Annotated in this window: 21 protein-coding genes; 13 read left to right on the forward strand and 8 right to left on the reverse strand. The window is 47.7% G+C overall.

Features of this window, described 5'->3' with window-relative positions; translation table 11 throughout:
- Positions 1 to 175: 175 nt before the first annotated feature.
- The 9 genes from K0504_RS15550 (at position 176) to K0504_RS15590 (ending at position 8,886) form a co-directional block, all read left to right on the forward strand.
- Complete coding sequence (locus K0504_RS15550; protein ID WP_220105075.1) at positions 176 to 2,404, forward strand: NADP-dependent isocitrate dehydrogenase; 2,229 nt, start codon at positions 176 to 178, stop codon at positions 2,402 to 2,404.
- A gap of 83 nt (positions 2,405 to 2,487) precedes the next feature.
- On the forward strand, positions 2,488 to 2,913 hold the full coding sequence (locus K0504_RS15555) for a GNAT family N-acetyltransferase (protein ID WP_220105076.1): 426 nt from the start codon (positions 2,488 to 2,490) through the stop codon (positions 2,911 to 2,913).
- A 65-nt stretch (positions 2,914 to 2,978) separates the two neighbouring features.
- Positions 2,979 to 3,689, forward strand: a complete 711-nt coding sequence (locus K0504_RS15560; RefSeq protein ID WP_220105077.1) for a pseudouridine synthase — start codon at positions 2,979 to 2,981, stop codon at positions 3,687 to 3,689.
- Positions 3,690 to 3,744: 55 nt separating this feature from the next.
- Entirely contained in the window at positions 3,745 to 4,194 is a 450-nt protein-coding gene (locus K0504_RS15565) for an NUDIX hydrolase (protein ID WP_220105078.1), read from the forward strand.
- 124 nt (positions 4,195 to 4,318) lie between these two features.
- Positions 4,319 to 5,464: a tRNA 2-thiouridine(34) synthase MnmA gene (gene mnmA / locus K0504_RS15570; RefSeq protein WP_220105079.1), complete on the forward strand. Its 1,146-nt coding sequence runs from the start codon at positions 4,319 to 4,321 to the stop codon at positions 5,462 to 5,464.
- Positions 5,461 to 6,078 (forward strand): high frequency lysogenization protein HflD, encoded by a 618-nt coding sequence (gene hflD / locus K0504_RS15575; protein ID WP_220105080.1) that lies wholly within the window; start codon positions 5,461 to 5,463, stop codon positions 6,076 to 6,078. Before mnmA ends, hflD begins: the two co-directional genes overlap by 4 nt.
- A 28-nt stretch (positions 6,079 to 6,106) precedes the next feature.
- On the forward strand, positions 6,107 to 7,477 hold the full coding sequence (gene purB, locus K0504_RS15580) for an adenylosuccinate lyase (RefSeq protein ID WP_220105081.1): 1,371 nt from the start codon (positions 6,107 to 6,109) through the stop codon (positions 7,475 to 7,477).
- A gap of 260 nt (positions 7,478 to 7,737) precedes the next feature.
- On the forward strand, positions 7,738 to 8,202 hold the full coding sequence (locus K0504_RS15585) for a GNAT family N-acetyltransferase (RefSeq protein WP_220105082.1): 465 nt from the start codon (positions 7,738 to 7,740) through the stop codon (positions 8,200 to 8,202).
- 303 nt (positions 8,203 to 8,505) lie between these two features.
- Entirely contained in the window at positions 8,506 to 8,886 is a 381-nt protein-coding gene (locus K0504_RS15590) for a PH domain-containing protein (protein ID WP_220105083.1), read from the forward strand.
- Positions 8,887 to 8,892: 6 nt separating this feature from the next.
- On the opposite strand, the gene K0504_RS15595 is transcribed toward K0504_RS15590, so the two are convergent.
- The gene (locus K0504_RS15595) at positions 8,893 to 9,636 is read right to left on the reverse strand and encodes a substrate-binding periplasmic protein (RefSeq protein WP_220105084.1); all 744 of its coding nucleotides are present in this window, start codon (positions 9,634 to 9,636) and stop codon (positions 8,893 to 8,895) included.
- Positions 9,637 to 9,782: 146 nt separating this feature from the next.
- Positions 9,783 to 11,300, reverse strand: coding sequence for a DUF3612 domain-containing protein (locus tag K0504_RS15600; RefSeq protein WP_220105085.1), 1,518 nt, complete (start codon positions 11,298 to 11,300; stop codon positions 9,783 to 9,785).
- A 233-nt stretch (positions 11,301 to 11,533) separates the two neighbouring features.
- On the opposite strand from K0504_RS15600, the gene K0504_RS15605 reads away from it, so the two are divergent.
- The gene (locus tag K0504_RS15605; RefSeq protein WP_220105125.1) at positions 11,534 to 13,717 is read left to right on the forward strand and encodes a malate synthase G; all 2,184 of its coding nucleotides are present in this window, start codon (positions 11,534 to 11,536) and stop codon (positions 13,715 to 13,717) included.
- Positions 13,718 to 13,868: 151 nt separating this feature from the next.
- Here the strand turns inward: K0504_RS15605 and K0504_RS15610 are convergent, their stop codons facing one another.
- Entirely contained in the window at positions 13,869 to 14,363 is a 495-nt protein-coding gene (locus K0504_RS15610) for a GlcG/HbpS family heme-binding protein (RefSeq protein WP_220105086.1), read from the reverse strand.
- Between the two features lie 220 nt (positions 14,364 to 14,583).
- Here K0504_RS15610 and asd point away from each other — a divergent pair, with 220 nt between their 5' ends.
- On the forward strand, positions 14,584 to 15,702 hold the full coding sequence (gene asd / locus K0504_RS15615; RefSeq protein ID WP_220105087.1) for an aspartate-semialdehyde dehydrogenase: 1,119 nt from the start codon (positions 14,584 to 14,586) through the stop codon (positions 15,700 to 15,702).
- A gap of 71 nt (positions 15,703 to 15,773) precedes the next feature.
- On the opposite strand, the gene K0504_RS15620 is transcribed toward asd, so the two are convergent.
- A complete protein-coding gene (locus tag K0504_RS15620) occupies positions 15,774 to 17,207 on the reverse strand; it encodes a polysaccharide lyase 6 family protein (RefSeq protein ID WP_220105088.1) in 1,434 nt (477 codons plus the stop codon).
- 311 nt (positions 17,208 to 17,518) lie between these two features.
- Between K0504_RS15620 and K0504_RS15625 the strand changes: the two genes are divergently transcribed.
- Positions 17,519 to 19,483: a S9 family peptidase gene (locus K0504_RS15625; RefSeq protein ID WP_220105089.1), complete on the forward strand. Its 1,965-nt coding sequence runs from the start codon at positions 17,519 to 17,521 to the stop codon at positions 19,481 to 19,483.
- Positions 19,484 to 19,555: 72 nt separating this feature from the next.
- On the opposite strand, the gene K0504_RS15630 is transcribed toward K0504_RS15625, so the two are convergent.
- Positions 19,556 to 20,998 (reverse strand): NAD-dependent succinate-semialdehyde dehydrogenase, encoded by a 1,443-nt coding sequence (locus tag K0504_RS15630; protein WP_404823020.1) that lies wholly within the window; start codon positions 20,996 to 20,998, stop codon positions 19,556 to 19,558.
- Positions 20,999 to 21,214: 216 nt separating this feature from the next.
- On the opposite strand from K0504_RS15630, the gene K0504_RS15635 reads away from it, so the two are divergent.
- Positions 21,215 to 22,489, forward strand: a complete 1,275-nt coding sequence (locus K0504_RS15635; RefSeq protein WP_220105091.1) for a Xaa-Pro dipeptidase — start codon at positions 21,215 to 21,217, stop codon at positions 22,487 to 22,489.
- A gap of 188 nt (positions 22,490 to 22,677) precedes the next feature.
- Here K0504_RS15635 and K0504_RS15640 read toward each other — a convergent pair whose 3' ends face one another.
- The 3 genes from K0504_RS15640 to K0504_RS15650 form a co-directional block, all read right to left on the reverse strand.
- Positions 22,678 to 22,845 carry a DUF6435 family protein gene (locus tag K0504_RS15640; RefSeq protein ID WP_220105092.1) on the reverse strand — a complete coding sequence of 56 codons (168 nt, stop codon included), beginning with the start codon at positions 22,843 to 22,845 and terminating at the stop codon, positions 22,678 to 22,680.
- A 63-nt stretch (positions 22,846 to 22,908) separates the two neighbouring features.
- Complete coding sequence (locus tag K0504_RS15645) at positions 22,909 to 23,547, reverse strand: SOUL family heme-binding protein (protein WP_220105093.1); 639 nt, start codon at positions 23,545 to 23,547, stop codon at positions 22,909 to 22,911.
- Positions 23,548 to 23,729: 182 nt separating this feature from the next.
- Positions 23,730 to 24,725: a LacI family DNA-binding transcriptional regulator gene (locus K0504_RS15650; RefSeq protein ID WP_220105094.1), complete on the reverse strand. Its 996-nt coding sequence runs from the start codon at positions 24,723 to 24,725 to the stop codon at positions 23,730 to 23,732.
- Positions 24,726 to 25,123: the final 398 nt, after the last annotated feature.

The following is a 25,123-nucleotide window of genomic DNA, read 5'->3' on the forward strand; positions in this document are numbered from 1 at the left end:
CTCGTCACCAAAAGTAAAGACTGGTCGCTATTCTAATTGCTCACCAGCTGTTATAATGTCCGCCGTTTTTTTGATTGAGTTAACATCCTGAAATGCTTTTGCATTTTGCTGGATTTCCTACAAACTCTATCCATTCAGCTGCTGGTGACGCGCATATTTATCAAAGGGAAACTAAATGTCTGAGCCGACCTCAAAAATTATTTATACAAAAACTGATGAAGCCCCTGCCCTGGCGACATACTCGTTACTTCCTATCGTAGAAGCATTTGCTAAAGCCGCCGACGTAGGCGTTGAGACACGCGATATTTCTTTGGCAGGCCGCATCATTGCCAACTTCCCAGACAAGTTAACGGCAGAACAAAAAATTTCTGATGCCCTGGCTGAACTGGGCGAATTAGCTAAAACGCCAGAAGCCAACATCATTAAGCTGCCCAACATTAGCGCCTCAATTCCACAATTAAATGCGGCGATTAAAGAGCTGCAAGCTCACGGCTATGATGTTCCGGATTACCCAGAAGAGCCGCAAAACGACGTTGAGCAAGAGATCAAAACCCGTTACTCCAAAATATTAGGTAGTGCGGTAAACCCTGTACTTCGTGAAGGTAATTCAGACCGCCGTGTTGCTGCACCAGTAAAGCAATACGCGAAGAAAAACCCGCACTCGATGGGCGCTTGGGCTAGTGATTCTAAATCTCACGTCTCTCACATGAGCGACGGCGACTTTTACGGTAGCGAACAATCTGTCGTTGTGGCACAAGCCGACGATGTGAAAATTGAGTTTGTTGACGCTGCTGGCGAAGCCACAGTCCTAAAAGCATCAACCCCTCTCCAAGCTGGCGAAGTCATCGACTCGGCAGTCATGGACGTTGCCAAATTACGCGAATTTTTCGAAGCCGAAACTCAAGATGCACAAGCACAAGGTGTTTTGTTGTCACTGCATTTGAAAGCCACCATGATGAAGGTTTCTGATCCCATCATGTTTGGTCACGCGGTAACGGTTTACTACAAAGATGTTTTTGCCAAACACGCTCAATTGTTTGCTGAACTCGGTGTTGATCCGAGCAACGGCGTTGGCGACGTTTATGCAAAAATTGCATCTTTGCCTGATGCGCAACGTGAAGCCATTGAAGCTGATCTGCAGGCCGTTTATGACAAACGTCCAGCGATGGCGATGGTCGATTCAGATCGCGGCATTACCAACCTTCACGTGCCAAGCGACATTATTATCGATGCATCAATGCCAGCGGCGATTCGTTCGTCTGGCCAGATGTGGGGCCCAGATGGCAAATTGGCTGATACCAAATTCATCATTCCTGATCGCAACTATGCTGGCGTGTATCAAGAAACCGTTTCTTTCTGCAAAATCAATGGCGCATTTGACGTAACCACCATGGGTAACGTTGCTAACGTCGGTTTGATGGCCCAGAAAGCGGAAGAGTATGGTTCTCACGACAAAACCTTTAAAGCGCCTGGTGTTGGTTCTATTCGTGTCGTCAACCAAGCTGGCGAAACCTTGATGGAACATCAAGTGGCTGAAGGCGATATTTTCCGCATGTGTCAGACCAAAGACTTACCCATTAAAGATTGGGTAAAACTTGGCGTGAACCGCGCGAAAGCAACCGGTAACCCAGCGGTATTTTGGCTCGACGAAAACCGTGCCCATGATGCGAACCTGATCAACAAGGTCAATGCTTACTTGCCTGAGCACGACACCACAGGTTTAGAAATTAAGATTTTGGCGCCTGTAGAAGCCACTCGTTACACCTTAGAGCGAGTCAAAGCGGGCCAAGATACAATTTCGGTCACCGGTAACGTATTGCGTGATTACCTGACTGACTTGTTCCCAATTTTAGAGTTGGGTACCAGTGCCAAGATGTTGTCAATTGTACCGCTGCTCGCGGGCGGTGGTTTGTTCGAAACAGGTGCTGGCGGCTCTGCTCCTAAGCACGTTCAGCAGTTTGAAAAAGAAAACCACCTGCGCTGGGATTCACTGGGTGAATTCTTAGCACTTGCGGTTTCTCTCGAAGACTTGGCCATCAAGACTGACAACAACAAAGCCAAGGTACTTGCCGAAGCATTGAACGTGGCCAACGGCCTGTTCCTTGATAACAACAAGTCGCCATCTCGTCGTGTCAATGAGTTAGATAACCGCGGTAGTCACTTCTACTTAGCGCTTTACTGGGCACAAGCCTTGGCCGCTCAAACTGACGATGCCGAGCTGCAAGCTCAATTTGCACCATTAGCCAAAGCGCTAACAGCGCAAGAGCAAGTGATTGTTGATGAGCTCAATGCCGTACAAGGGCAAGCAATGGACATCGGTGGGTATTATCACCCAGATGACGCGAAAGGCGCCGAAGCCATGCGCCCAAGCGGTACTTTTAACGCCGCTTTAGCCGCGCTATAAGCCATCGCATATGAGTAACAAAGGCAGCTCTTCCGAGCTGCCTTTTTTGTATTGATCATCGTCCACTCAAATTGGAGCCAAGGGTGCACATTGAATTAACGACACAACCGCCTGAAGCCGAGCTAAAAATCCTTAGTAAGGGTATTCAATCGTATAACAGTGGTTATTTAACTGAGCAGGTTGCGACTGAGCCAGATACCCGCTTTGCGGTTTTTGCACGTAACAACCAAGGTATAGTGGTTGGCGGGATCCGAGCTAACGCTTATTGGAACTACTGCATTATTGAATTACTTTGGCTAGCGAGTGAAGCAAGAGGCCAACGCATTGGCAGCCAACTCATACATGCCGCCGAAGCGCACGCTAAAAGCTGTGGTTTTGAATATGTCCGAACCGAAACCTTAGATATCCAAGCAAAGCCGTTTTATCAGAAACTTGGCTATAACGTATTTGGCGAACTACCTGATTACCCCAAAGGGCACACCACTTACTGTTTAATCAAAAAACTCTAAGCCATTGTGACCGCGCCATGGTGACGCTACCATGACAACCATTGTTAACAAGCTTTAGACACGTCATGGCACCTGCCCCATCAAAATCAAGCACATCGCCAGCAAAGCGGCGAGGCAAAAACAAACATTCGTCGCATGCCAAAGGTCCAGCTGCCGGCAAAGAATTCAAGCATCGCCCGAGCAAGCGTTCTGCCAGTCGTAAGCAACCAGTTCAGCCTAAAGGCCCTGTTCAGGTGATTCTGTTTAATAAGCCCTATGACGTACTGTGCCAATTTACCGATGAGCAAGGCCGTAAAACCCTCGCAGATTACGTCGATGTGCCGGATGTTTATGCGGCTGGCCGACTCGATCGCGATAGCGAAGGTTTGCTGGTTCTCACCAATAGCGGCAAGCTCAATGCGCAATTGACCCAACCCGGAAAAAAAACACGTAAAACCTATTGGGTTCAGGTTGAAGGCGAGCCCAGTGAACTTGATTTGCAACTGTTGCGCGAAGGCGTTGAACTGAAAGATGGCATGACCTTGCCTGCCGAAGTCAAACGCATTGACGAGCCAGCGATTTGGCCGCGAAATCCCCCCATCCGTGAACGCGCTTCAATACCTGATAGTTGGCTCGAAATTGGCATTATCGAAGGCAGAAATCGACAAGTACGACGAATGACAGCCGCCATTGGCTACCCAACATTGCGCCTGATTCGCTATCGAGTCGGCAGATGGAGTCTAGACGGTATTGCAAACGGGCATTGGCAACATGCCGAAACACCGGCAAAACCATAAAACGAATGACGCCCCATCACTCAACGCACTAATAACAACGCCCAAGGAAGTTTTTATGATCGAACGCTATAAACCGAATACGACTGTTGCTTGGGTTGTCGAATCCCCGAAAGGCTTTTTGTTCGTTGAAGAAAATATCCGTGGCAATCTGCAATTTAATCAACCCGCAGGTCACATTGAAGCAGGTGAAACGCTCATTGCTGCTGCCAAGCGCGAGCTACTTGAAGAAACAAGTTTAGATCTCGATCCGCATGGCGTTGTTGGCATCTATCAATTTCCCAATCAGGATGCATCCGTTATTTATCTGCGATTTTGTTTTTACGCGACGGTTGACGAAGCGCTTCCACTCACTCCTATTGATCCGGCAATTCACGCCTGTCATTGGCTAACAAGAGCGCAACTTGATCAGCAATCACTGCGCTCGCAGTTCGTAAAAACTTGTACCGATGACTACCTCGCGGGTAAGCGTTACCCGCTTGAGTTACTTCACTGCCAAATGCCTTAACAACAACACAGAAGCTACTGCTTTGCGTTTTTACGTTTTAGAGTCCTGAATCTTGCTTACGGTGTGACCTGAAACATGTTAGAATCGCGCGCCCTAAAATAGTGTCTTGAGGTTGTTGTCTACCATGACAAGTATTTCTGCCAACAATTGCTCTGATAAGCGTGTCATCGTCGGAATGTCCGGCGGCGTCGACTCGTCTGTATCTGCCTATTTGCTATTGCAGCAAGGCTATCAGGTTGAGGGCTTGTTCATGAAAAACTGGGAAGAGGACGATACCGACGAGTATTGTTCTGCTGCAGACGATCTTGCTGACGCTCAAGCTGTTTGTGACAAATTAGGCATTGAACTGCACACCATTAACTTTGCTGCCGAATATTGGGATCGCGTCTTTGAGTACTTCCTTGAGGAATACAAAGCGGGCCGCACGCCAAACCCCGACATCATGTGCAACAAAGAAATTAAATTTAAAGCATTTTTAGAATTTGCTTGTGAGGATTTAGGTGCTGATTACATCGCCACTGGGCACTACGTGCGCCGTCGCGAAGTTGATGGTCGTTGGCAAATGCTGCGCGGTTTAGATAACAACAAAGATCAGAGCTATTTTCTTTATACCCTTGGCGAAGAACATGTCAGCCGCACCCTATTTCCCGTTGGCGAGCTCGCCAAGCCTGAGGTGCGCCGCATTGCTGAAGAACAAGACTTAGTCACCGCTAAAAAGAAAGACTCCACCGGTATTTGTTTTATCGGCGAGCGCAAATTTACTGACTTTCTCAAGCGTTATTTACCTGCCCAACCAGGCATCATTGTCAGTGTTGATGGCGAGCAAATGGGCCAACACCAAGGTTTGATGTATCACACATTAGGTCAGCGCAAAGGGCTCGGCATTGGCGGCCGCAAAGATGGCAATACTGATCCTTGGTATGTAGTCGACAAAGATTTGCAGCGCAATGAGTTGATCGTAGCGCAAGGTGCTAATCACCCACGCCTGTTTTCGAACGGTTTAATTGCCGATCAACAACATTGGGTTAGCCGTGAACCACTCACCGGCCCAACCCAATGTACGGTCAAAACCCGTTATCGCCAGCAAGATGTGCCCGCCACAGCGGTCCCCCTTGATGACAATCGTGTTGAAGTGATTTTTGATGAACCACAAACGGCTGTTACACCTGGTCAGTCGGTGGTTTTTTATCAACAAGACGTTTGCCTTGGTGGCGCTATTATTGATGAATTAATTCGTAGTCCGCAACAAGCAGGAGCCGTTGTTGAATGAGTAATTATGTAGACCGAGTAATCGCCCTTTCTGGTGTTTGCCAAAGCGCTTACCTAGTGAGCCAAATTGCGCGTAACGGATCTGCCGATGCGGACTTGATGGAAGTTGCACTGAACAGCATTTTGTTGACTGAACCAGAGCAAACCGAAGATGTTTATGGCGGCTTGGGTAATGTTAGAACCGGTGCGCGCCATTTACTGGATCATTTAGCCCCAAAAGCGCAGCCGCGCAATATGGATGTGTTTCGCTACGCCGTTGCTATGTTGGCACTAGAGCGCCGGTTGGCTAAAACCAATGGCGCTTTTGCGGCGTTGGCAGAACGTATTGAGCACAGTAAACGTCAGTTATCACATTCAGAATTACTTGATGATCAAATGGTGGCCGGTTTAGCTTCTATCTACAGCGATATCGTCAGCCCCGTTGGTCAGCGAATTCAAGTTGCCGGTGCGCCAGCAAACTTGAAACCTGAAGCCAACCAAAACAAAATTCGCGCTACGCTATTAGCGGGCGTTCGGGCCGCCGTACTATGGCGCCAACTTGGCGGAAATCGCCTACAGTTTTTGCTGGGCCGTAAGAAAATGGTTGCAGCGACCCAGTCTATTATTTCTTTTTAACCGTTAGTCGAGGCATCGGAGCATACCCATGGAATTATCCTCTCTTACCGCACTTTCTCCTGTTGATGGCCGCTATGGCAGCAAAGCTGCTGATCTGCGCCCTTACTTCAGTGAGTTTGGCCTAATTAAATACCGAGTAACGGTTGAAGTTCGTTGGTTACAAAAGCTGGCGGCAACACCTGCCATTGCTGAAGTGCCTGCGCTTTCTGATGATGCTAACGCAGTGCTTGATGCGCTCGTTGCTAACTTCTCAGAAGCAGACGCTCAACAGATCAAAGACATTGAGCGCACCACTAACCACGACGTAAAAGCAGTTGAATACTTCATTAAAGCGCAAATTGAAGGTAACGCTGAACTTAACGCGGTTAGCGAGTTTGTTCACTTTGCCTGTACGTCTGAAGACATCAACAACCTGTCTCATGGCCTGATGCTGAGTGAAGCCCGCAACGACGTATTGATCCCGTATATGACTCAATTAACTGACGCCATCAAAGCGTTGGCAATTGAGTACAAAACCATTCCGCTGATGTCTCGTACTCACGGCCAGCCAGCCTCCCCAAGCACGATGGGCAAAGAGATGGCCAACGTGTACATTCGTTTGCAACGTCAGCTAGAACAAGTTCAAGCGGTTTCAATCCTCGGTAAGATCAATGGCGCAGTTGGTAACTACAACGCTCACTTGTCGGCTTACCCTGATGTTGACTGGCACAAATTCTCAGAAGAATTCGTCACCAGCTTAGGTCTAACGTGGAATCCTTACACCACGCAGATCGAGCCACACGATTACATTGCCGAACTGTTTGACGCTTACGCTCGTTTCAACACGGTATTGCTCGATTTCGATCGCGATGTTTGGGGTTATATTGCGTTAGGCCATTTCAAGCAAAAAACCATTGCTGGCGAAATTGGTAGCTCAACAATGCCGCACAAAGTTAACCCAATCGACTTTGAAAACTCAGAAGGTAACATCGGCATCGCCAATGCGTTATTTGGCCACTTGGCCGCTAAATTGCCCGTTAGCCGTTGGCAGCGTGACCTCACCGACTCAACGGTATTGCGTAACATCGGCGTTGGCTGTGCCCATTCGTTGATCGCAATTCAAGCCACGCTAAAAGGCATCAGCAAACTTCAAGTGAATAAAGAGTCGCTGTTGGCTGAATTGGATCAAAACTGGGAAGTACTAGCTGAGCCGGTACAAACGGTTATGCGTCGCTATGCGATTGAAAAACCATATGAGAAGTTGAAAGAGCTCACTCGCGGTAAACGCGTTGATGGCCCAGGTATGGCCGCATTTATTGATACGCTTGAATTACCAGAGTCAGTTAAAGCTGAAATGAAGCAATGGACTCCAGCAAGCTACATTGGTCGCGCCATCGCTTTTGTTGACGAGTTATCATAACTCGAATCAACCGAACCTCATGACAAGGGGCCTTTTGGCCCCTTTTTTAATGCCTAGCTAAATTAGTTTCGTTATTACAGTTAGTTAATTATTGAGTACCACTTTACGTTCGTTCTTTCTAACACTCACAGTCCCATTCGGACAGTCTGCTTTACCCTTATAAAACAATTTATCCCAGCCTTTTTGTTGATTTTTTAACCAGCTGTTCTACGCTGGTTTGTTACAGTTTCACTTTTAGAACGTATGTAAGCAGCGATCACATGGCGACCAAATTCCAATTACAACAAGTCCGCTGGCAGGATGCTTGGCAAAACCTACAACAGGTTCGTTACCGCGTTTTTGTATGTGAGTTGCGGGTCGACCCTCGTAGTGAGTTTGATGGTTTAGATGAGCATTCATGGCATGTACTAGCATGCGATAAAAAGGGTCGTCCCATCGGCTCTGGCAGATTATGTCGAAATGGCAAAATCGGCCGTATTGCCGTATTAATGGAGTTTCGAAATCAAGGGCTGGGATCAGCCATCACCCGAAAACTGTTAAAAATGGCTCGTAAACAATCGCTCGACGATGTGTATATGGCGCCAGAGCTTAATGATCTACCTCGTTTTAGTGATTGTGCAGCGTGTCCGGTAGGCCCAGTGTTTATGGAAGAAGGTATTCCGCATCAGCAATTGATGTGTTCAGCGGCTCTCAAGAAGCTACCTGATTTGCCATACCTGCATTAGTTTGCTGCTTGCACGGTGCTGGAATTTGCCAGCACCTTGATTGAACAATCGTCATAAGCAGTAAGGTGACCAACCTACTTTGGCCCTTCTTGCTGTCAGCCAAATAACCATGCCACCTGCGTCGCCCACCAAACCGGTATCAGCTCAAATAAAAAGCACGACTGCCCTCAAACCGCCTTCATAGGCGTAAAACTTTAAACGCCCCGTTCTCTACATTTGAATGGCAATAAGCTCGCAATATGAATCAATTAGCTTAAGCTTGCTAAGGTATATCAAATCTTCTTCAACCAAAGGAATTGCATTATGGGATTTTTGAGTGGCTTGATGGGTAACGCATCAGAAGTCGATACCGAAAAACTTCAGGCAGAATTTGAGAGTATTCTGTTTGACGGCGAAACCATCACCCAGGCGTATCAAGTGATCAGAGATATGTTTGTGTTTACCGAATATCGCTTGATTATTGTCGATCGTCAGGGCGTAACCGGCAAGAAAGTTGAATACCACACCATCCCCTTCAAATCGATCAGTCAATTTGCAGTGGAAACGGCAGGAACGTTTGATATGGACACTGAGCTGAAAATTTGGGTCTCAAGTGCCAAAGAGCCGCTGGTCAAACAGTTTAAGAGTGGCACCAACATCGTCGCCATTCAGAAAGCCATTGCCCAAGGCATTTTTACCAAATAACCGAATTCAGTCGTGGCGGCACAACTCAACATGGTCATTAAATTGCTCTAGGAATCCTGGGTTATGCGCCACAAAGTCATGGGTGAAGTAAACCCCAAGTGGTTTATTAACAAGGGGATAGCTCTTGACCTTTTGGCCGACGCCACGACGCACTAACAATTCAGTCATGACTTTGTCATTGGCAACCACGGCATCGACTCGTTTTGCCAACAATACTTTTAGCAATTTTCCCGTGTCCGGCGGGTTTGACGCCACCATATAATTGTTTGAGCGCAACCACGTAAGCATGTTTGAACCGTCAAACCCACCCACTTTCGCTACGCGTTTAAAATCAGCCGAGTCGGGAATCAGAGGGCTATCGGCCATTAAGTACCAATCCCATCGCTGCTCAGCAATGATTGCCGACATATGAGCAAATTCATCGCGCTCCGCTTTATGCGATGCCGCAAAAAAACCATCAACCGCGTTAAACTTTGCCAACTGTTGCGCTCGTGCCCAAGGCACCACATCAAGCTTTAATTGCCAACCAATATCAGCCAGCACGCAACGCACTGTTTCAACCGCAATGCCACGAAATTGGCTCATGTCGGTTTTGTCCGCACCTGCAGAAAAACAACCATAAGGGCATAAATTGTGAGTAGCCAACACAAGTGTCCGTGGGTTGGCAGGCTCACCGTTTGCAAAGGTTTTACCCTGTACCAAACCGATCACTAGCACCAGTAATTGCAAAAGCCGAGTCGGAAGATTCAATCCATGGTCTCCAATTTGACGTTGCAGATTTAACCAAAGGCAACATGTCCGAAGCCTTGCAGGTGTTCTAACACTGCAAAGCGTAGCTTGTAAGCAACCAATTAATAGTAGTCGCGATAGCAAAATTACTCAGTGAATTAGCATGATTACGCTTGATAACAACTCGGCTCACGCGGGCACGCTGTACCTCGTGAGCAAATTAAACGGGCTTCATTGAGGATGCCGCGCTCAATCCAGTTGATGTTTAAAATGCGTGCCACACTCATCAAGTCGTCCTGAATCTTGATGGGCATCTTGGCCGAGCCGCCGCCAGCCACACAAATTCGTCGTAAATCATCAGCCAACGTCAGACTATCGCCACCTTGCGCATCAATGGCTGGGTTTAAATCAATGCCCGCGCACAGCACATGATTATTACCAGCAAGATCCTTCACTTTGACCGACTCGCAGCAATAAATACGCGGTTCATTGGCGACGTTTAAAATGGATATTTGCGCCGAGGAGCCTTTGCCACTCTGATTAATCATGCGAAACACCGACCAATGCTGACATGGATCCGCTACTGCTCGCATATTGCCCCACGGCAATGGAATGCCATTGCCGCGATAAACGGCTTTTAACTTGCCTGGCGCATAAGCATCGAAATAGTGCCAATGACTATAGGGTGACACCGCGGTCATACGGCGCATCGCGACTGATGCTGATACTTCGACCATTTTGTTGACGCCAACCTCGTAGCCGTGGCGATCGAGCAATTGCCGAAACGGCACTTTGGGGCAAAGCAACGCGCCGGCAAAAAAACTCGACTCGAAGTCGCGCCACGCATGGAGAATATCTTGTTGATCCATGGTTGAAGATTGCGATGCCGTATTACCGTGTTCATCAACCAACTCGGAATCGTGACCACCAACAGTCATAACGCTTTTTAAGCCGTCTTTGTTATGCAGCACACAGTGGCCAATATGCGCAGCTAAATCGTATTTTAATCGGGTCGGTACTTGCTTGAGAATGTCGTTCAAATGGAGCGTATTCGGTGGTTCAAAAAATGACGTAATGACCGATTTACTGCGCATCCCCAACGCTGTTTGAACATCGTTAGGGGCGCGCTGAAACCACTTAACGGTTAGCCCTAGGTGTTGAACAATTGCTAGCAATTCCTCAACACTCAACGGCATGCGCTTTTTACCCACCTCTTCAGCAGCGCGCTCTAAATCCGGAAAGTGGTTTTGATGATGCTCTTGGTGCGCACGAATGAGCAAGTGAGCGAATTGACGCCCAGTGGTGCCCGTCTGTGAGAGCATTTCGGGAATCGCAATTTGAAGAATGTCGTTCGAGAACAAAAAACTCGGCTCGAGCGCCATGCCGCTGATCCCGCCACGTGAGCCTTTGTCTGGCGCAATGGCTTCTTGCTCTGGCACGTCATCTAAAAACCAATCGGGTTGTTTCTGAAAGACCCCAGCAATGACTTCCAACATGGCCACACTGGGCACCCGCTTACCACGTTCAATCATCGACAGGTAAGACACTGAAGGCGCTGACTCGGGATCGATGCGCACACAGCGTGCTGACAAATCCTCCATGGTTAAATGGTTTCGTTTGCGAAGGTTTCTGATCTTGGTACCGAGAAAATGACTCTTTCTCATTAAGCTTTTTGTTGGCTTCATTTTGTAAAATTCACACTGTGAAATTTTTATTGTGAAATTCTAGTTACGATTTCACTAGACTACAAAATAACCGATGACGGCTAACTCATAGAAATCACATTGATGAGAGCTGGCGCACAAAGCAAACACCATCATTGCTAAATGCACCCCGTTATCGCGAAACAATCAATACAACATTCTGCAACAACGTATTGCAGCACTGGAGAGAACCCATGAAATCGGAAGATCAGGCTATGACAATGCCCGCCCAGCAAAACAGCCAGATACATCAAGGCTTTTATCGATTCATTAACGAAGAAGTATTGCCGGCAACGGAACTAAACCCTGTCACGTTCTGGCAAGGTTTTGAGCAACTCGTGGATGATCTCAGCCCAGTGAATCAGTCACTCCTTGATACCCGCGAGCGGCTGCAGCAGCAAATTGATCACTACCACAACCAACATCAAGGTGAGCGTTTTGATACTGCCCATTATCAAAAGTTCTTGCAGGACATTGGTTACCTGCGTGATCAAGGGGATGATTTCACCATCGAGACGTCCAACGTTGATGATGAAATTGCCACCATTGCCGGTCCGCAACTTGTGGTACCCATCGCCAATGAGCGCTTTGCGCTGAACGCAGCCAACGCGCGCTGGGGAAGCTTGTATGATGCGTTTTATGGCACCGACGTGATCCCTCGCGTTAATGGTCTGAAACCCGGTAAGCGCTTCAATGAAGCTCGCGGCAACGCGGTAATCAAGCAAGCAAAAGACTTTTTGGATCGGGTATTCCCGTTAGAGCAAGGCTCCCACCATAACGTCAGCGCATACGTTGTGTACTACAAACATTTATTAGCCTGCTTCCCTGACGGCAGCCAAAGCGGTTTGCATACGCCTTGTCAGTTCGCTGGCTTAACGGGCCACAAAGAAGAGCCAACGGCGATATTGCTGCAGAACAACGGCTTGCACATTGAACTGACCATCAATCGTAAAGGCGCCATTGGCCAACACGATTTAGCTGGCATCAATGATATTTTGATGGAATCTGCGGTAACCACCATTATGGATTTCGAAGACTCCGTGGCGACGGTTGATGCAGAAGATAAGATTCACGCCTACCGCAACTGGCTCGGCCTCATTCGTGGTGATCTTCATGCTTCGTTTCAAAAAGGCGGTAGCACCCAACTAAGACAAATGCACAAAGACCGATTCTACACCGGTAAAAATGGTGAAGAGATCCGTTTGCATGGCCGCTCACTGTTATTGTGCCGCAATGTCGGTTTGTTGATGACCAACGAACTCGTAGCCAACAAACATGGCCTACAGGCGCCAGAAGGGATTGTTGATGCAGTAGTGACTTGCCTCATTGCCATGCAAGACTTGCAAAAACAAGATAACGACAGTATTCGAAACTCGCGCTCGGGCAGTATCTATATTGTTAAACCTAAGATGCACGGGCCCGATGAAGTCGCATTCAGCTGCAACTTGTTTGAGCGCGTTGAGCAGTTACTAGGCTTGCCGGAAAACACCATCAAAATTGGCATCATGGACGAAGAACGTCGTACAACGGTTAATTTAAAGGCCTGTATCCGTGAAGCCAAACAACGCTTGTGCTTTATCAATACTGGGTTTCTGGATCGAACCGGCGATGAAATTCATACCAGTATGCAAGCCGGCGCATTCCTACCGAAAGGTGCAATTAAAGAGCAAGTTTGGATAAAAGCCTACGAAAATTGGAATGTCGATATTGGTCTTGCTTGTGGCTTACCTGGCAAGGCACAAATCGGTAAAGGGATGTGGGCAATGCCCGATGAAATGGCTCAGATGATGAAAACTAAAATCGATCATCCTCGCGCCGGCGCCAACACCGCATGGGTACCATCACCCACCGCAGCTACGTTACATGCCCTGCACTACCACGACGTTGACGTGTTCGACCTGCAGCAAAGCTTGCAACAACGCTCTAAGGCCAAATTAGCCGACATATTAACGATTCCACTGATGGCGGCAGACCAAACGTTAAGCCACGAAGACGTCGAGCGTGAATTGGAAAACAACATTCAAGGCATTCTTGGCTACGTGGTTCGTTGGATTGATTTAGGCATTGGCTGTTCGAAAGTCCCCGACATTAACCACGTCGGCTTAATGGAAGATAGAGCAACCCTGCGGATCTCAAGTCAACACATCGCCAACTGGCTAGAACACGGGATCTGTAATGATGCGCAAGTTCAGAAGGTTATGTTACGAATGGCCGCGATTGTCGACGAGCAAAATGCAACGACAGAAAATTATCAACCCATGGCAACAGCCCCAGACAAGAGCATTGCCTTTCAAGCTGCGCGAGCATTGATTTTTGAAGGAAAACATCAGCCTAGTGGCTACACCGAACCACTACTCCATCACTACCGCTTGTTAGTGAAGCAACAAGCACGTCAGTAACAGATTTAAGTTTAACGAGGTGACAAACAAGCCCGTTATGTCAACCCCGTTGCGTCAGGGCTCCAACGTTGTGTTGGAGCCCCTTTTTATGCGTTGTAACAAGCCAGCCCCGAATGCACAAATGCCATCGAGGTAAGACTCAGTCTAATCATTACTTGTTAAGGGCTTGCATGAATGCATCAATACCGGCTTGGCCAATTGCTGCATCTTGGTGACCTTGAACGCCACTGACACCTACAGAACCGACCAAGGTACCATCAACCACCACAGGCAGACCGCCTTGGAACGGCAGCATATCCGGCAACGTCATTAATGTTGATTCGCCACCAATAACACGGTCAGCAAATACTTTGGTATCGCGGTTATATAGTGCCGCGGTTTCAGCTTTTTTCATTGCCACATCAACACTTGAAGGGCTGGTACGATCCATCCGCTCCAAATAAGTCACACGGCCATTGGCATCGGCAACCACAATAACAACATTCCAATTTTCAGCTTTAGCTTTAGCTGCAGAGGCACTAGCGATGACCTTAGCACCTTCGAGCGTGAGTACAGGAACGTTTGAGATGAGGGAGCCTGCAGAAGCAGCGAAACTGCAGCAGGTCACGGCCACAGATAATACAGAAGCTCTGATGCTTTTGTTCATTGAATACGCCTTAAATTCCAGTTAGTTTTGAGGATTCATTGTCAGCACAGTTGGACCGCAAATTTTTAGAAAAATTTCATCTGTGCATTGATTACATTAGCAAGTGAATAAAAAATCACTTTTTATGCATTTTAATTGACATAATCAGTGGTGTTTTGGCTGGTTTTAAATAGAATAGCTGGCCTATCAAAAAGAAGTAATGATTTTTCAGGAGACAACGATGGCGTTGAAGCAAGTAGGGTTCGTTGGTTGGCGCGGCATGGTAGGCTCTGTGCTGATGCAGCGTATGCGTGAAGAGAACGATTTTGCGACCATTGATCCGGTATTTTTTACCACATCACAAGCAGGTCAGCCGGGTCCAGATGTCGGCAAACCCGTCGCCGCACTAAAAGATGCGCATGACATCGACACCTTAAAACAAATGGACGCTATTGTTACCTGTCAAGGTGGCGATTACACCAGCGCTGTTTATAGCAAGCTCAGAGATGCGGGCTGGCAAGGCTACTGGATTGACGCAGCATCGTCATTACGTATGGCAGATGACGCTATCATTGTTCTTGATCCTGTTAACCGCAAGGTGATTGATCAAGGGTTGACCGACGGCGTTAAAACGTTTGTTGGTGGCAACTGCACAGTGTCCTTGTTATTGATCGCCTTAGGTGGCTTATTTGAACAAGATTTAGTGGAGTGGATCACCCCGCACACTTATCAAGCCGCATCCGGCGCTGGCGCTCGCAACATGCGAGAGCTGATTTCACAAATGGGTACGATCCGCGATTCCGTATCAGATTTGTTGGACGATCCAGCCTCTGCAATCCTGGAAATCGATCAACAAGTTGCACAAACCATTCGTTCTGAAGAGCTACCAACAGCACAATTTGGCGCACCATTAGCCGGTAGCCTGTTGCCTTGGATTGACTCTAAGCTCGACAGTGGTCAAAGCCGCGAAGAATGGAAAGCACAAGTTGAAGCCAACAAGATTTTGGGAACCGAACAAGCGCCTACCCCAATCGACGGCTTGTGTGTTCGTGTTGGTGCCATGCGTTGCCACAGCCAAGCATTGACCATGAAACTGAAAAAAGACATTTCAGTTGAACAAATCGAATCGATTCTCGCTGGTCATAACGAATGGGTTAAAGTGATCCCGAACGACAAAGAAATCACCATGCAAGAACTAACACCAGCCAAAGTAACCGGAACGCTCAGTATTCCGGTTGGCCGTATTCGCAAGCTCACGATGGGCCCAGAATATGTTTCAGCCTTTACTGTTGGCGATCAATTGTTGTGGGGCGCAGCCGAGCCGCTACGCCGCATGCTAACAATTTTGAATGAAGGTTAATCGAACTTCATGACGATAAAAGGCGCCGATAGGCGCCTTTTTCTTTTTAACGCTTAATGCGAAGCGGCCAGTTAGTTTACCCAACTCACACCAACATCCGTCGTTGTTTTCGGCTGCAAATCTGCCAGTGACGCGGGTTCAAACTGTTCACAAATTTTAGCGAGTTGGGCCAGATCCCAGCGCGCCTCATCAAGTGTCTCTACAGTTTTCTTGCAATGGTGGTTAGCCACCAAATTAGCCATGAAGTTATGGCCTGCGGACGGATTTAAATCATTATCCAATACCACGCCTGTTACTGCTTGGTCTTCACTAAGATTACTAATAGCAACGGCGTTAGCTTGATTGCCCTGCCAATAAATCTTCGAATTACGTGTTCCTGCAATTAGCGGCGCGGATGAATCTTGCTGGATAAACTGGTTGTTAATCAGCATCACGTTCTCCGGCAATAATTTACGCTCTTTACTACCAAGCCCCGCCTCCAAGGCTACATATGCCCCAGCATTATCGACCAGCAAATTATTAGCCAATACAGCGCCGGTCACTTGTGGATACAAGGTTAATGTTTTACCCGGCTCTAGCACGGTGCCAGCGGTAAGCGAAAGCACCCCATCGGCTCGGCCAGCCAAGCTTTCAAACACATTGCCAAACACCAAATGATCGTTGCCAATCACTCTTACGCCACCCGTTCCTTTCACCTGATGGCCAATAAAGTGGTTATAACCAATACCAACCCGCATTCCCTGCCGGACCGTTAGCGTCCCAGCACTTTCCTTAAAGGTATTAAAGCGGTAAATGTTGTCTTTGGTTTTATTAGAAATGATTTCAATTTCGCCGTTACATTGTTCAAACAGGTTATGTTCAACAATGGTATTAGCGCTTAAGTGGGCGCTTTTACCGGTTCCAATACGGATCGTCTCAAAACCGTTGGCATTCCCCGCGGGGCGCTTGCCAAAATAATTGTGACTAATCGTATGGTGGCCATCACCGGCTTTTTTTAATCCAACAACGAGGGTAACGCCCGAATGACTCTGCCCTTCAAAATGATTATTAGTAATGGTGTGATGGCTGCCATACACACTGAGCCATTGATAGCGCGTGTTGATTGACTTGGGGTTGTAATTAACGATAGCGGTGTCACGCAAACTATTGTGTTGACCAGAAATTCTAATCACGTGACCTTTATTAAGACTGCCATCGTAAAAAAGCAAACCACTCACATTGATATGATGACCTTCTACATAAAGAAAGCTCTGGCCAGTTAACGCAACTTTACCGGCGGTTTCGGCACGAACAGTAATCGGTTTGTCTGCTGTTCCTGAAGCCTTCAGCCTGATCTGTTGATGTTTCCACTTACCATTTCTCAACACCAACTCATCACCCGGCGCTAATTTCTTCATCGCCTGTTTAATTTGTTTAGCCGACGACACCTCAAACACCGCGGCTTGCCCCGTAACTACCGTAAAGCTCAAGACAAAAGCCGTTAGAACGCGTTGTACATGGTTCATAAGTTACTCATTGCAGGTATTGAAATTGCTCGCTGATATTGAAAGCAGTAAGCGTCGGGAATATCGTTCATTCAAGCTATGGAACATTGCCCGTGATCGCTAGCTAAATAACCACACAGCGTTAGCTTGATCACGAACGCTTTACGTTGCTCATCGCACCATAAAAGGAGTCACCATTTTCTGCTGAGACACTGAAATTTCAGATAGTTATTGTAAAAATTGTTCATTTTTTAACTTTAGCTTTCTGCAACTGTGGATTAGGCTGGTAAGTGAAATTCACCGTCAATTGTGTCAACGACAAGGATTCAACGATGAAATCAACACTATGGATGGCGTCACTGCTGTGCAGCAGCGTAATGCTCGCCAGTTGTGGTAAACCTTCTTCAACCGCCACTACCGAACAGCAATCGGCCAGCCCTACTCCAACAGAACAAATTGCCAAAACTCCGAAAGCATATTCCGCCGCTGATTTTTTTGAGACCACCACCGTGTTTGGTTCTTCAATTAATCATGATGGCTCTGCCGTGCTGGTAACGAGCGATGAGTCCGGCGTATTTAACCTATACAAATACCCGGTTGATGGTGCCAAGCCAACGCAATTGACGCACTCCGAAGATGATGCCTTTTGGGGGGTGAGTTGGTTTCCCAATGACAACCGAGCGCTCTACACTGCCGACAAAGGCGGTGATGAACTCAGTCATTTATACGTGTTAGATGAACAAGGCAATCACCATGATTTAACGCCGGGCGAAGGTCTGAAAGCTTCATTTTATGGCTGGTCTGACGATGACAAAGGCATCTATGTCGCAACCAACGAACGCGACAATAAAGCGTTTGATTTGTATTTATATGACATCAGTAATTTCCAGCGTCTAATGGTGTTTGAAAACACTGACGCATGGCAATTGTCAGACGTGAGCAAAGATGGCCGCTGGCTGGCATTAATCCAGGTTCACACCAATGCCAACAGCGATATCTTTGTGGTCGACCTTGCCAGCAATGATAAAACACCGACCCTAATCACCGAGCACGACGGTAATATCAGCTTTAGCACATTTACCTTTACCCCTGACAGCAAGCAACTTATTTACGGCACCGATGAGCACGGCGAATATCAGCAAGCCTGGTCATTCGATTTAGCCTCGTCTGAGCATGCGTTGTTACAAAAAGCGGATTGGGACGTGGCATTCCTTTATTACTCTCGTCACGGGAAATATCAGGTTACCGGCGTTAATGCCGATGCTCAAACACAGTTACAGATCCTCGATACTGCGAGTGGAGAAGCCATTGCTTTACCAGCATTACCTGCAGGTGATCTTAGAGGCGTAGGCTTTTCTTCAGATGAAAAAAACATGGCGTTTTACATCAACTCAGATACGTCACCTTCCAATTTGTTTAGTTATCAAATTGGCGATCAAGAAGCCAAACGTTTAACCAACACTCTCAACCCAGCCATGGCCGAAGATGACTTGGTGACATCAACCGTTGAGCGCTTCAAAAGTTTTGATGAGCTAGAAGTACCAGGTTTACTCTACAAACCCCTAACGGCTAGTGCTGACAACAAAGTACCAGCGTTAATATGGATTCATGGTGGCCCAGGTGGTCAATCACGAATGGGCTACAGCGCCGCGAAACAACACCTCATCAATCATGGTTACGCGCTATTTGCTGTTAACAATCGTGGCTCATCAGGTTATGGCAAAACCTTCTATCATCTCGATGATAAGCGCCACGGTGAAGACGATTTACAAGACATTGTGTACGCCAAAAAGTACTTACAACAATTGGACTGGGTCGATACCGACAACATTGGCGTCATTGGCGGTAGCTACGGTGGTTACCTCACCATGGCTGCAATGGCCTTCACCAATGAATTCAAAGTAGGCGTCAATATCTTTGGTGTTACTAATTGGGTGCGTACCCTTGAAAGTATCCCGCCTTGGTGGGAAAGCTTCCGCCAATACCTGTATGACGAACTTGGCGATCCTGCAACAGACAAAGAACGCTTAATGCGCATTTCTCCGCTGTTCCATGCCGATAAAATTCAAAGCCCAGTGCTTGTAGTGCAAGGCGCCAACGATCCACGGGTTTTACAGGTTGAAAGTGATGAAATGGTGGCAGAGATCCGCAAGAACAATGTGCCCGTCGAATACGTATTGTTTGATGATGAAGGCCACGGCTTTGTCAAAAAACAAAACCGAATCACAGCTTCAGAAGCATATTTGAATTTCTTAAATCAATACTTAATAACCACACCCGAAAAATCCGCCGAGTAACCGTTGCGGAGGAACACAAACTGCCAGCATATGCTGGCAGTTTTTTATTGTTTTAGCGGCATGGGTGGCAAACTAATCCAGCCCTCCCATACACAAGTATTTTGTTTCCAGGTATTCATCTAAACCTTCAGAACCACCTTCTCGGCCAATCCCTGAATGCTTAACACCTCCAAATGGCGCGAGCTCTGTCGAAATAATACCTTCGTTAATTCCGACCATGCCGCATTCTAGCTGCGCAGCAACACGCCAAATCCGATTGATATCGCGGCTATAAAAATAACTCGCCAAGCCATACTCTGTGTCATTGCATTGCGCTATGACTTCCTGCTCGGAATCAAAGACACAAATAGGCGCAACCGGCCCAAATATTTCCTGTTTTAGGATTGGGTTATCAGGCGTCACATCGGTTAATACCGTGGGAAGAAAACAGTTACCGTGCGCCGGTGCTGGTTGCCCACCACAAACGAGCGTTGCGCCTGCAGCAATGGCCTTATCGACCAAATCGTTTACCTTGTTGAGCGCGCGCTCGTCAATCAAAGGACCGACTTGCACGGCCGAATCCATACCATTGCCAACAGTGAGCGCAGCAACTTTTGCAACGAATAATGAGACAAATTCATCATGGATTTCGCGCGCGATATAAAATCGATTGGCACACACACACGTTTGGCCAGCATTGCGGAATTTGCTGGCAATAGCGCCGTCAACGGCCGCATTAAGATCAGCATCTGCAAACACCACAAAAGGAGCATTGCCGCCCAACTCCAACGACAGCCGCTGCAATTGCGCGGCACTCTGTGACATCAATTGTTTACCCACCGCTGTTGAGCCCGTGAAGCTCAATTTACGAATATCTGGATGTTGCGTGAACACGCTGCCGATTAACGGCGCATCTAACGAACACACAACTGGCATTAACGCCGGCGGGATCCCGGCACGGTAGGCTAGCTGTGCCAACGCCAACGCTGACAGTGGTGTATTTGCCGCCGGTTTCACCACAAAGGCACACCCCGCCGCTAACGCTGGCGCCGCTTTACGGGTGATCATGGCAATTGGAAAGTTCCAGGGCGTAATGCCAGCCGTTACACCGACGGGTTGTTTAAGGGTAACGATGTGTCGATCGCTCGCGGGTGATGGAATATGGCGACCGTAGGCACGTTTCGCTTCTTCGCTAAACCACTCAATAAACGAAGCGCCATAGGCAACTTCGCCTGTTGATTCAAGCAATGGCTTACCTTGCTCCAGCGTCATGATGGTTGCGAGATCATCGGCTGCTGCCAGCACCAGATCGTGCCAGCGTCGTAGAATGTTTGCGCGTTGCTTTGCGCTCAATTTCGCCCAGTCAGCTTGCGCCACCTTAGCGTCAGCAATCGCATGATTAACCTGCTCAACCGTGTGATTGTCAATGGCGCACAGGGCTTGATGATTGTATGGATTGGTCACGACGATTTCGTCAGTCAGCGTACCAATAGCAAATGCCTGATTAAGTAATTCGGGATCATTTAGTTGGTTAATCCAGCGCACGATTCAATGCCTCTTGCTTAAGATGTTCCTGCCGATATCAGCCTTGCTTGGCTAGCCTAACAGATCACCACGGATGGCCCAAAAGTACAGCAAACGCGTTCCTGAAATCGATTCACTAATATAATTTATTTCAAATACCTACGGGGCATGGCATGCTGAAACGCCTTCGTCTGGTTATGGCGCAATTTTTGTTGAGAGAGTAAGTACATGAAAGTTGGTTATTTGAAAGGATTTCTTTTACTAATCGGTGCCAGTGTTTGCAGCATTGCTTCTGCCATAACACAGGTCGTGACGGCAGATCACCTAATCGATGTTCGTTCCGGTAAGGTGCTAAACAATCATTATATCGTCATTGACGGTGACCGCATTAAAGCCATTACCGCTGATAAATCGGAGTTACCGTCTGATGTTGACGTGATTGATTTAGGCGACAGTTATTTGATGCCGGGCCTGATGGATATGCACACCCATTTGGTTCGCCAGCTGGCCAAAAACTATTATGCGGGTCTGTTTCAGTCACCACACCGCGCCGTGATTGGCGGCGTGGTAAACGCCGAGAAGACACTGATGGCGGGTTTTACCGTTGTACGAGATGTTGGTGCTAGTGACTTTCAGGATGTAGCACTCCGCAACGCCATCAATGAAGGTGAAGTACCAGGCCCTCGCATGGCAGTTTCTGGCCCCGCACTTGGCATCACCGGTGGTCATTGCGACGATAACGCCCTGAACCATTCATTCAAGCAAAAATCAGATGGCGTAGCCGATGGACCTTGGGGCGTTCGCCAAATGGTTCGTCGTAACGTCAAATATGGTGTCGATCTGATTAAGTTTTGTGCCACTGGCGGCGTATTTTCTAAAGGCACCGTGGTTGGTCAGCGTCAATATACCCTTGAGGAAATGGAAGCCATTGTTGATGAAGCCCACACCCATGGTAGAACCGTAGCGGCACATGCCCACGGTAATGAAGGTATTCGTTTTGCGATTAAAGCGGGCGTTGATTCGATTGAGCATTCCAGTTATCTCGACAAAGAAACCATCAATCTGGCCAAAAAGCACGGCACCGTCTTGTCGATGGATATCTACAACACCGAATACACCTTGAGTCAGGGTGAAGCGAATGGAGTACCCGAGGAAAACCTAAATAAAGAGCGCCAAGTCGGCACCATCCAGCGCCAAAGCTTCACTCACGCAGTCAACAGCGGCGCCAAAGTCGTACTGGGTACTGATGCGGGCATCTACCCCCACGGAGATAACGCCAAGCAGTTATCACGCATGGTCAAATTTGGTATGTCACCGCTACAAGCACTGCAAGCTGCAACCATCGAGCCCGCTGCGTTACTCAAATGGCAACAAGATGTGGGTGAACTCAAGCCAGGTCTTTATGCCGATATTATTGCCGTGAAGCAAAACCCGCTAGCGGATATATCAACACTCGAGCAAGTCCACTTTGTGATGAAAGGCGGCACTATCTACAAGCAATAAAAGCCTGGTGCCTCGTTTCATTGAGCGCTCTCAACCGAGCTTAAACAAAACACTTCGGTTGATTCGCAACGAAACGAGGCGCTCAACGGCTTCGCAAACTCAGTCTGCAATGGCTAGAAGCAATGTCGGTGACCGTTTGGATCTCTGTCGATAGAAGAATCGAATCTTAACCACTACAGGTTGACGCCCTACTCATCATATTTATCAATTTCTTTGGTTAGTTGTTCGGCTTCAGCACTTAAGTTGGCGAAGCTGCGCATATCGCCTTTGCGCTGTGCAAGCATGGCACTTTTAAGTAACAGGGTACGTTGCTTACGCATCTTCTTGGCTGGATCGCGTTTAAATATGTTCAACATTGCTTGTTCTCCGAATTGACGCCGAGATGGTGATAACGCGTATGACAATCGATGTGCGACAAGTCAGTACTCAATCATCACCTCATTACGACGCCAAAATGGCAGTGTCCAAGGTGGGTTGTACCGGGCGAGTTTCGGTGCGCTTTTAGGGGTTAGGTTTCTGCTAGTCATCCAGTCCATCAACAACTGCGTTTTTTCAGCAACCTTTCGTTCGCCTGTCAATCCAGAAAATCGTAAGACAGCCATGTTCCGAGGAGGAATTTCTGCAAGCGATACAGCTTGGTTACTCGGCTCGGGCAAGGTGTCCATCGAATACGCGCTGGGCATGACAAAATGTATTTTCCACATGCCCTGCTCATTCTTCAGGCTGGCTTCTGATTGCATGGTTTGAGCTTCAGATCCCGGCGCAATAGTAACAGGCGCCGTCATACTAATTTTTTCAGATCCGCCAGATTTGGCTGTGTTGTTACCGAAGATAAAATCGGCCACGGCACGGAACCCTTGGCTGGACGCATCATCAATAGGCCCTTGGGCAACTGTTTCGGCAATGACCATCGCGCTGTAAGCACGCAATTCAAACTCATCAACTTTCTCAACCAATTGATAATTTGGCTCTTCAATTGCCATGGCGCCTCCGATATAGAACCCAAGGAGCACTGCCGTTAGTAGTGCTTTAGCTTTGTGTGACGTGATCCAAACCATGTTCAACCCTATCCGTTAATTGCTTATAGCCCTTAACGTAATAGGCTCCGGCTTGGATCGTTCTAGTTTAGTTATGTCGCTCCTGATTTCAGTTAACGAGACATCATTTCAGTTAACGCGACACAGTCACCGTTCAGCGAGCAATGTCGCCACTAGCTAACGCGTTTAATTCAAGGATGCTGCTAATTGATCTGCTCGATCGTTGGAATATCCATCCCTTGCATGGGCGCTTCATTCGGCTGCTCGATGGCATGAATTAGCGCTCGTGCTAAAAAATTGCCAGCCTTGCCGACATCTTCATTTGCTAGCAATAAGTTTTTTCGCAGCAATTTTAAAAATGGCGCTGCCTCTCGTCCGAGTACATCGATATCGCTTCCTAGCGTGCGCCCTTGCGCTTCTAAAACTGCAACAGTCACCATGGCTGCCGTTGATGAGCTTGCAATAATCGCATCGATGTCAGGCATGGTCGACAACATCGCCGTTACTTCAGCTTCAATATCGGCTGACGGAGAATCAGAATGAATTGTGGGACAAGCCACTAACGCGACGCCAGTTTGCTGCTGGCCAAGTAGCAGGCCTCGTTGCAAGTGACCGGTATAACTTAACTCGGGAGGCGGTAAAATAAGCATGATTTTCCGACGCCCTCTTAGCTTCAGTTTGTTAACCGACAAACAAGCAAAGGTTTCGTTATCGAAGTCAAAATATGGGTGGTTATCCGTTTGGCTGGTGCGGCCATGGGTGACGAATGGAAAGTTTTGTTTCTTTAAATAATCAACTCGCCGATCATCAGGCGTTGTGTAATTGAGGATCAACCCATCCGCTGCGCGCGTTTCTACAATTTGTTTGATGACGCCTAACGGATCATCCCCTTCAAACCAGTAACTGGTATTGAGGTTATAGCTAGTACCTTTTAGTACTTCAGCAACCGAAACCGTAAGTCGAGTGACCACGTTCGACATATTGGGTTCAACCGGCAATACCAAACTGATGACGTTGGTCTTGCCGGTACGAAGGCGAACCCCTGCTCTATCTGGCACATAGCCAAGTTCACGCGCCTTGGCCTGTATAACACGCCGCGTTTGCAGTTTAATCGCCGGGTCATCTTTTAACGCTCGCGACACTGTGGTGACAGCAAAATCTAGCGCATCGGCAATTGTCTTGAGGGTGATTTTTGCCATTCTTTCGCAGCTCCCAATGAAAGGCGTTTCGTTACGTCATGGCCTACGCCACTACTTGACCCTACTGATTTAGCCCCACCGACTTAACCCCACCTACTTAACCCCACCGACTTAGCTCCATCGGCTTAGCTCCATCGGCTTAGCTCCATCGGCTTAGCGCCAACAATGCACTTAAAAAAGGTCAAATAAATGTGATTTAACATGTGGATTTAAATATTTTAAATCGTTACAAAAGCAATTTGCAACGTTATAAATTCAATTATTCATAATTATAGCTTTGCTGTTTGTTCGCTTAAAAGTCAGTTGAAGAGTGCTACTAAATAACCAGCTGGTGCCACCAGTGGCGCGAACGACTAACGCTTCTTTCGGGCCTTTTTAACAAGGGTGCAGGAGTGCTT

This window comes from Neiella holothuriorum (assembly GCF_019457915.1).
Lineage (GTDB): Bacteria > Pseudomonadota > Gammaproteobacteria > Enterobacterales > Neiellaceae > Neiella > Neiella holothuriorum.

Coding starts and splice junctions, on each gene's coding strand:
- K0504_RS15550 (WP_220105075.1), top strand. CDS start 176: ATGTCTGAGCCGACCTCAAAAATTATTTATACAAAAACTGATGAAGCC.
- K0504_RS15560 (WP_220105077.1), top strand. CDS start 2,979: ATGGCACCTGCCCCATCAAAATCAAGCACATCGCCAGCAAAGCGGCGA.
- K0504_RS15565 (WP_220105078.1), top strand. CDS start 3,745: ATGATCGAACGCTATAAACCGAATACGACTGTTGCTTGGGTTGTCGAA.
- mnmA (WP_220105079.1), top strand. CDS start 4,319: ATGACAAGTATTTCTGCCAACAATTGCTCTGATAAGCGTGTCATCGTC.
- hflD (WP_220105080.1), top strand. CDS start 5,461: ATGAGTAATTATGTAGACCGAGTAATCGCCCTTTCTGGTGTTTGCCAA.
- purB (WP_220105081.1), top strand. CDS start 6,107: ATGGAATTATCCTCTCTTACCGCACTTTCTCCTGTTGATGGCCGCTAT.
- K0504_RS15585 (WP_220105082.1), top strand. CDS start 7,738: ATGGCGACCAAATTCCAATTACAACAAGTCCGCTGGCAGGATGCTTGG.
- K0504_RS15590 (WP_220105083.1), top strand. CDS start 8,506: ATGGGATTTTTGAGTGGCTTGATGGGTAACGCATCAGAAGTCGATACC.
- K0504_RS15600 (WP_220105085.1), bottom strand. CDS start 11,300: ATGAAGCCAACAAAAAGCTTAATGAGAAAGAGTCATTTTCTCGGTACC.
- K0504_RS15605 (WP_220105125.1), top strand. CDS start 11,534: ATGACAATGCCCGCCCAGCAAAACAGCCAGATACATCAAGGCTTTTAT.
- K0504_RS15610 (WP_220105086.1), bottom strand. CDS start 14,363: ATGAACAAAAGCATCAGAGCTTCTGTATTATCTGTGGCCGTGACCTGC.
- asd (WP_220105087.1), top strand. CDS start 14,584: ATGGCGTTGAAGCAAGTAGGGTTCGTTGGTTGGCGCGGCATGGTAGGC.
- K0504_RS15620 (WP_220105088.1), bottom strand. CDS start 17,207: ATGAACCATGTACAACGCGTTCTAACGGCTTTTGTCTTGAGCTTTACG.
- K0504_RS15625 (WP_220105089.1), top strand. CDS start 17,519: ATGAAATCAACACTATGGATGGCGTCACTGCTGTGCAGCAGCGTAATG.
- K0504_RS15635 (WP_220105091.1), top strand. CDS start 21,215: ATGAAAGTTGGTTATTTGAAAGGATTTCTTTTACTAATCGGTGCCAGT.
- K0504_RS15640 (WP_220105092.1), bottom strand. CDS start 22,845: ATGTTGAACATATTTAAACGCGATCCAGCCAAGAAGATGCGTAAGCAA.
- K0504_RS15645 (WP_220105093.1), bottom strand. CDS start 23,547: ATGGTTTGGATCACGTCACACAAAGCTAAAGCACTACTAACGGCAGTG.
- K0504_RS15650 (WP_220105094.1), bottom strand. CDS start 24,725: ATGGCAAAAATCACCCTCAAGACAATTGCCGATGCGCTAGATTTTGCT.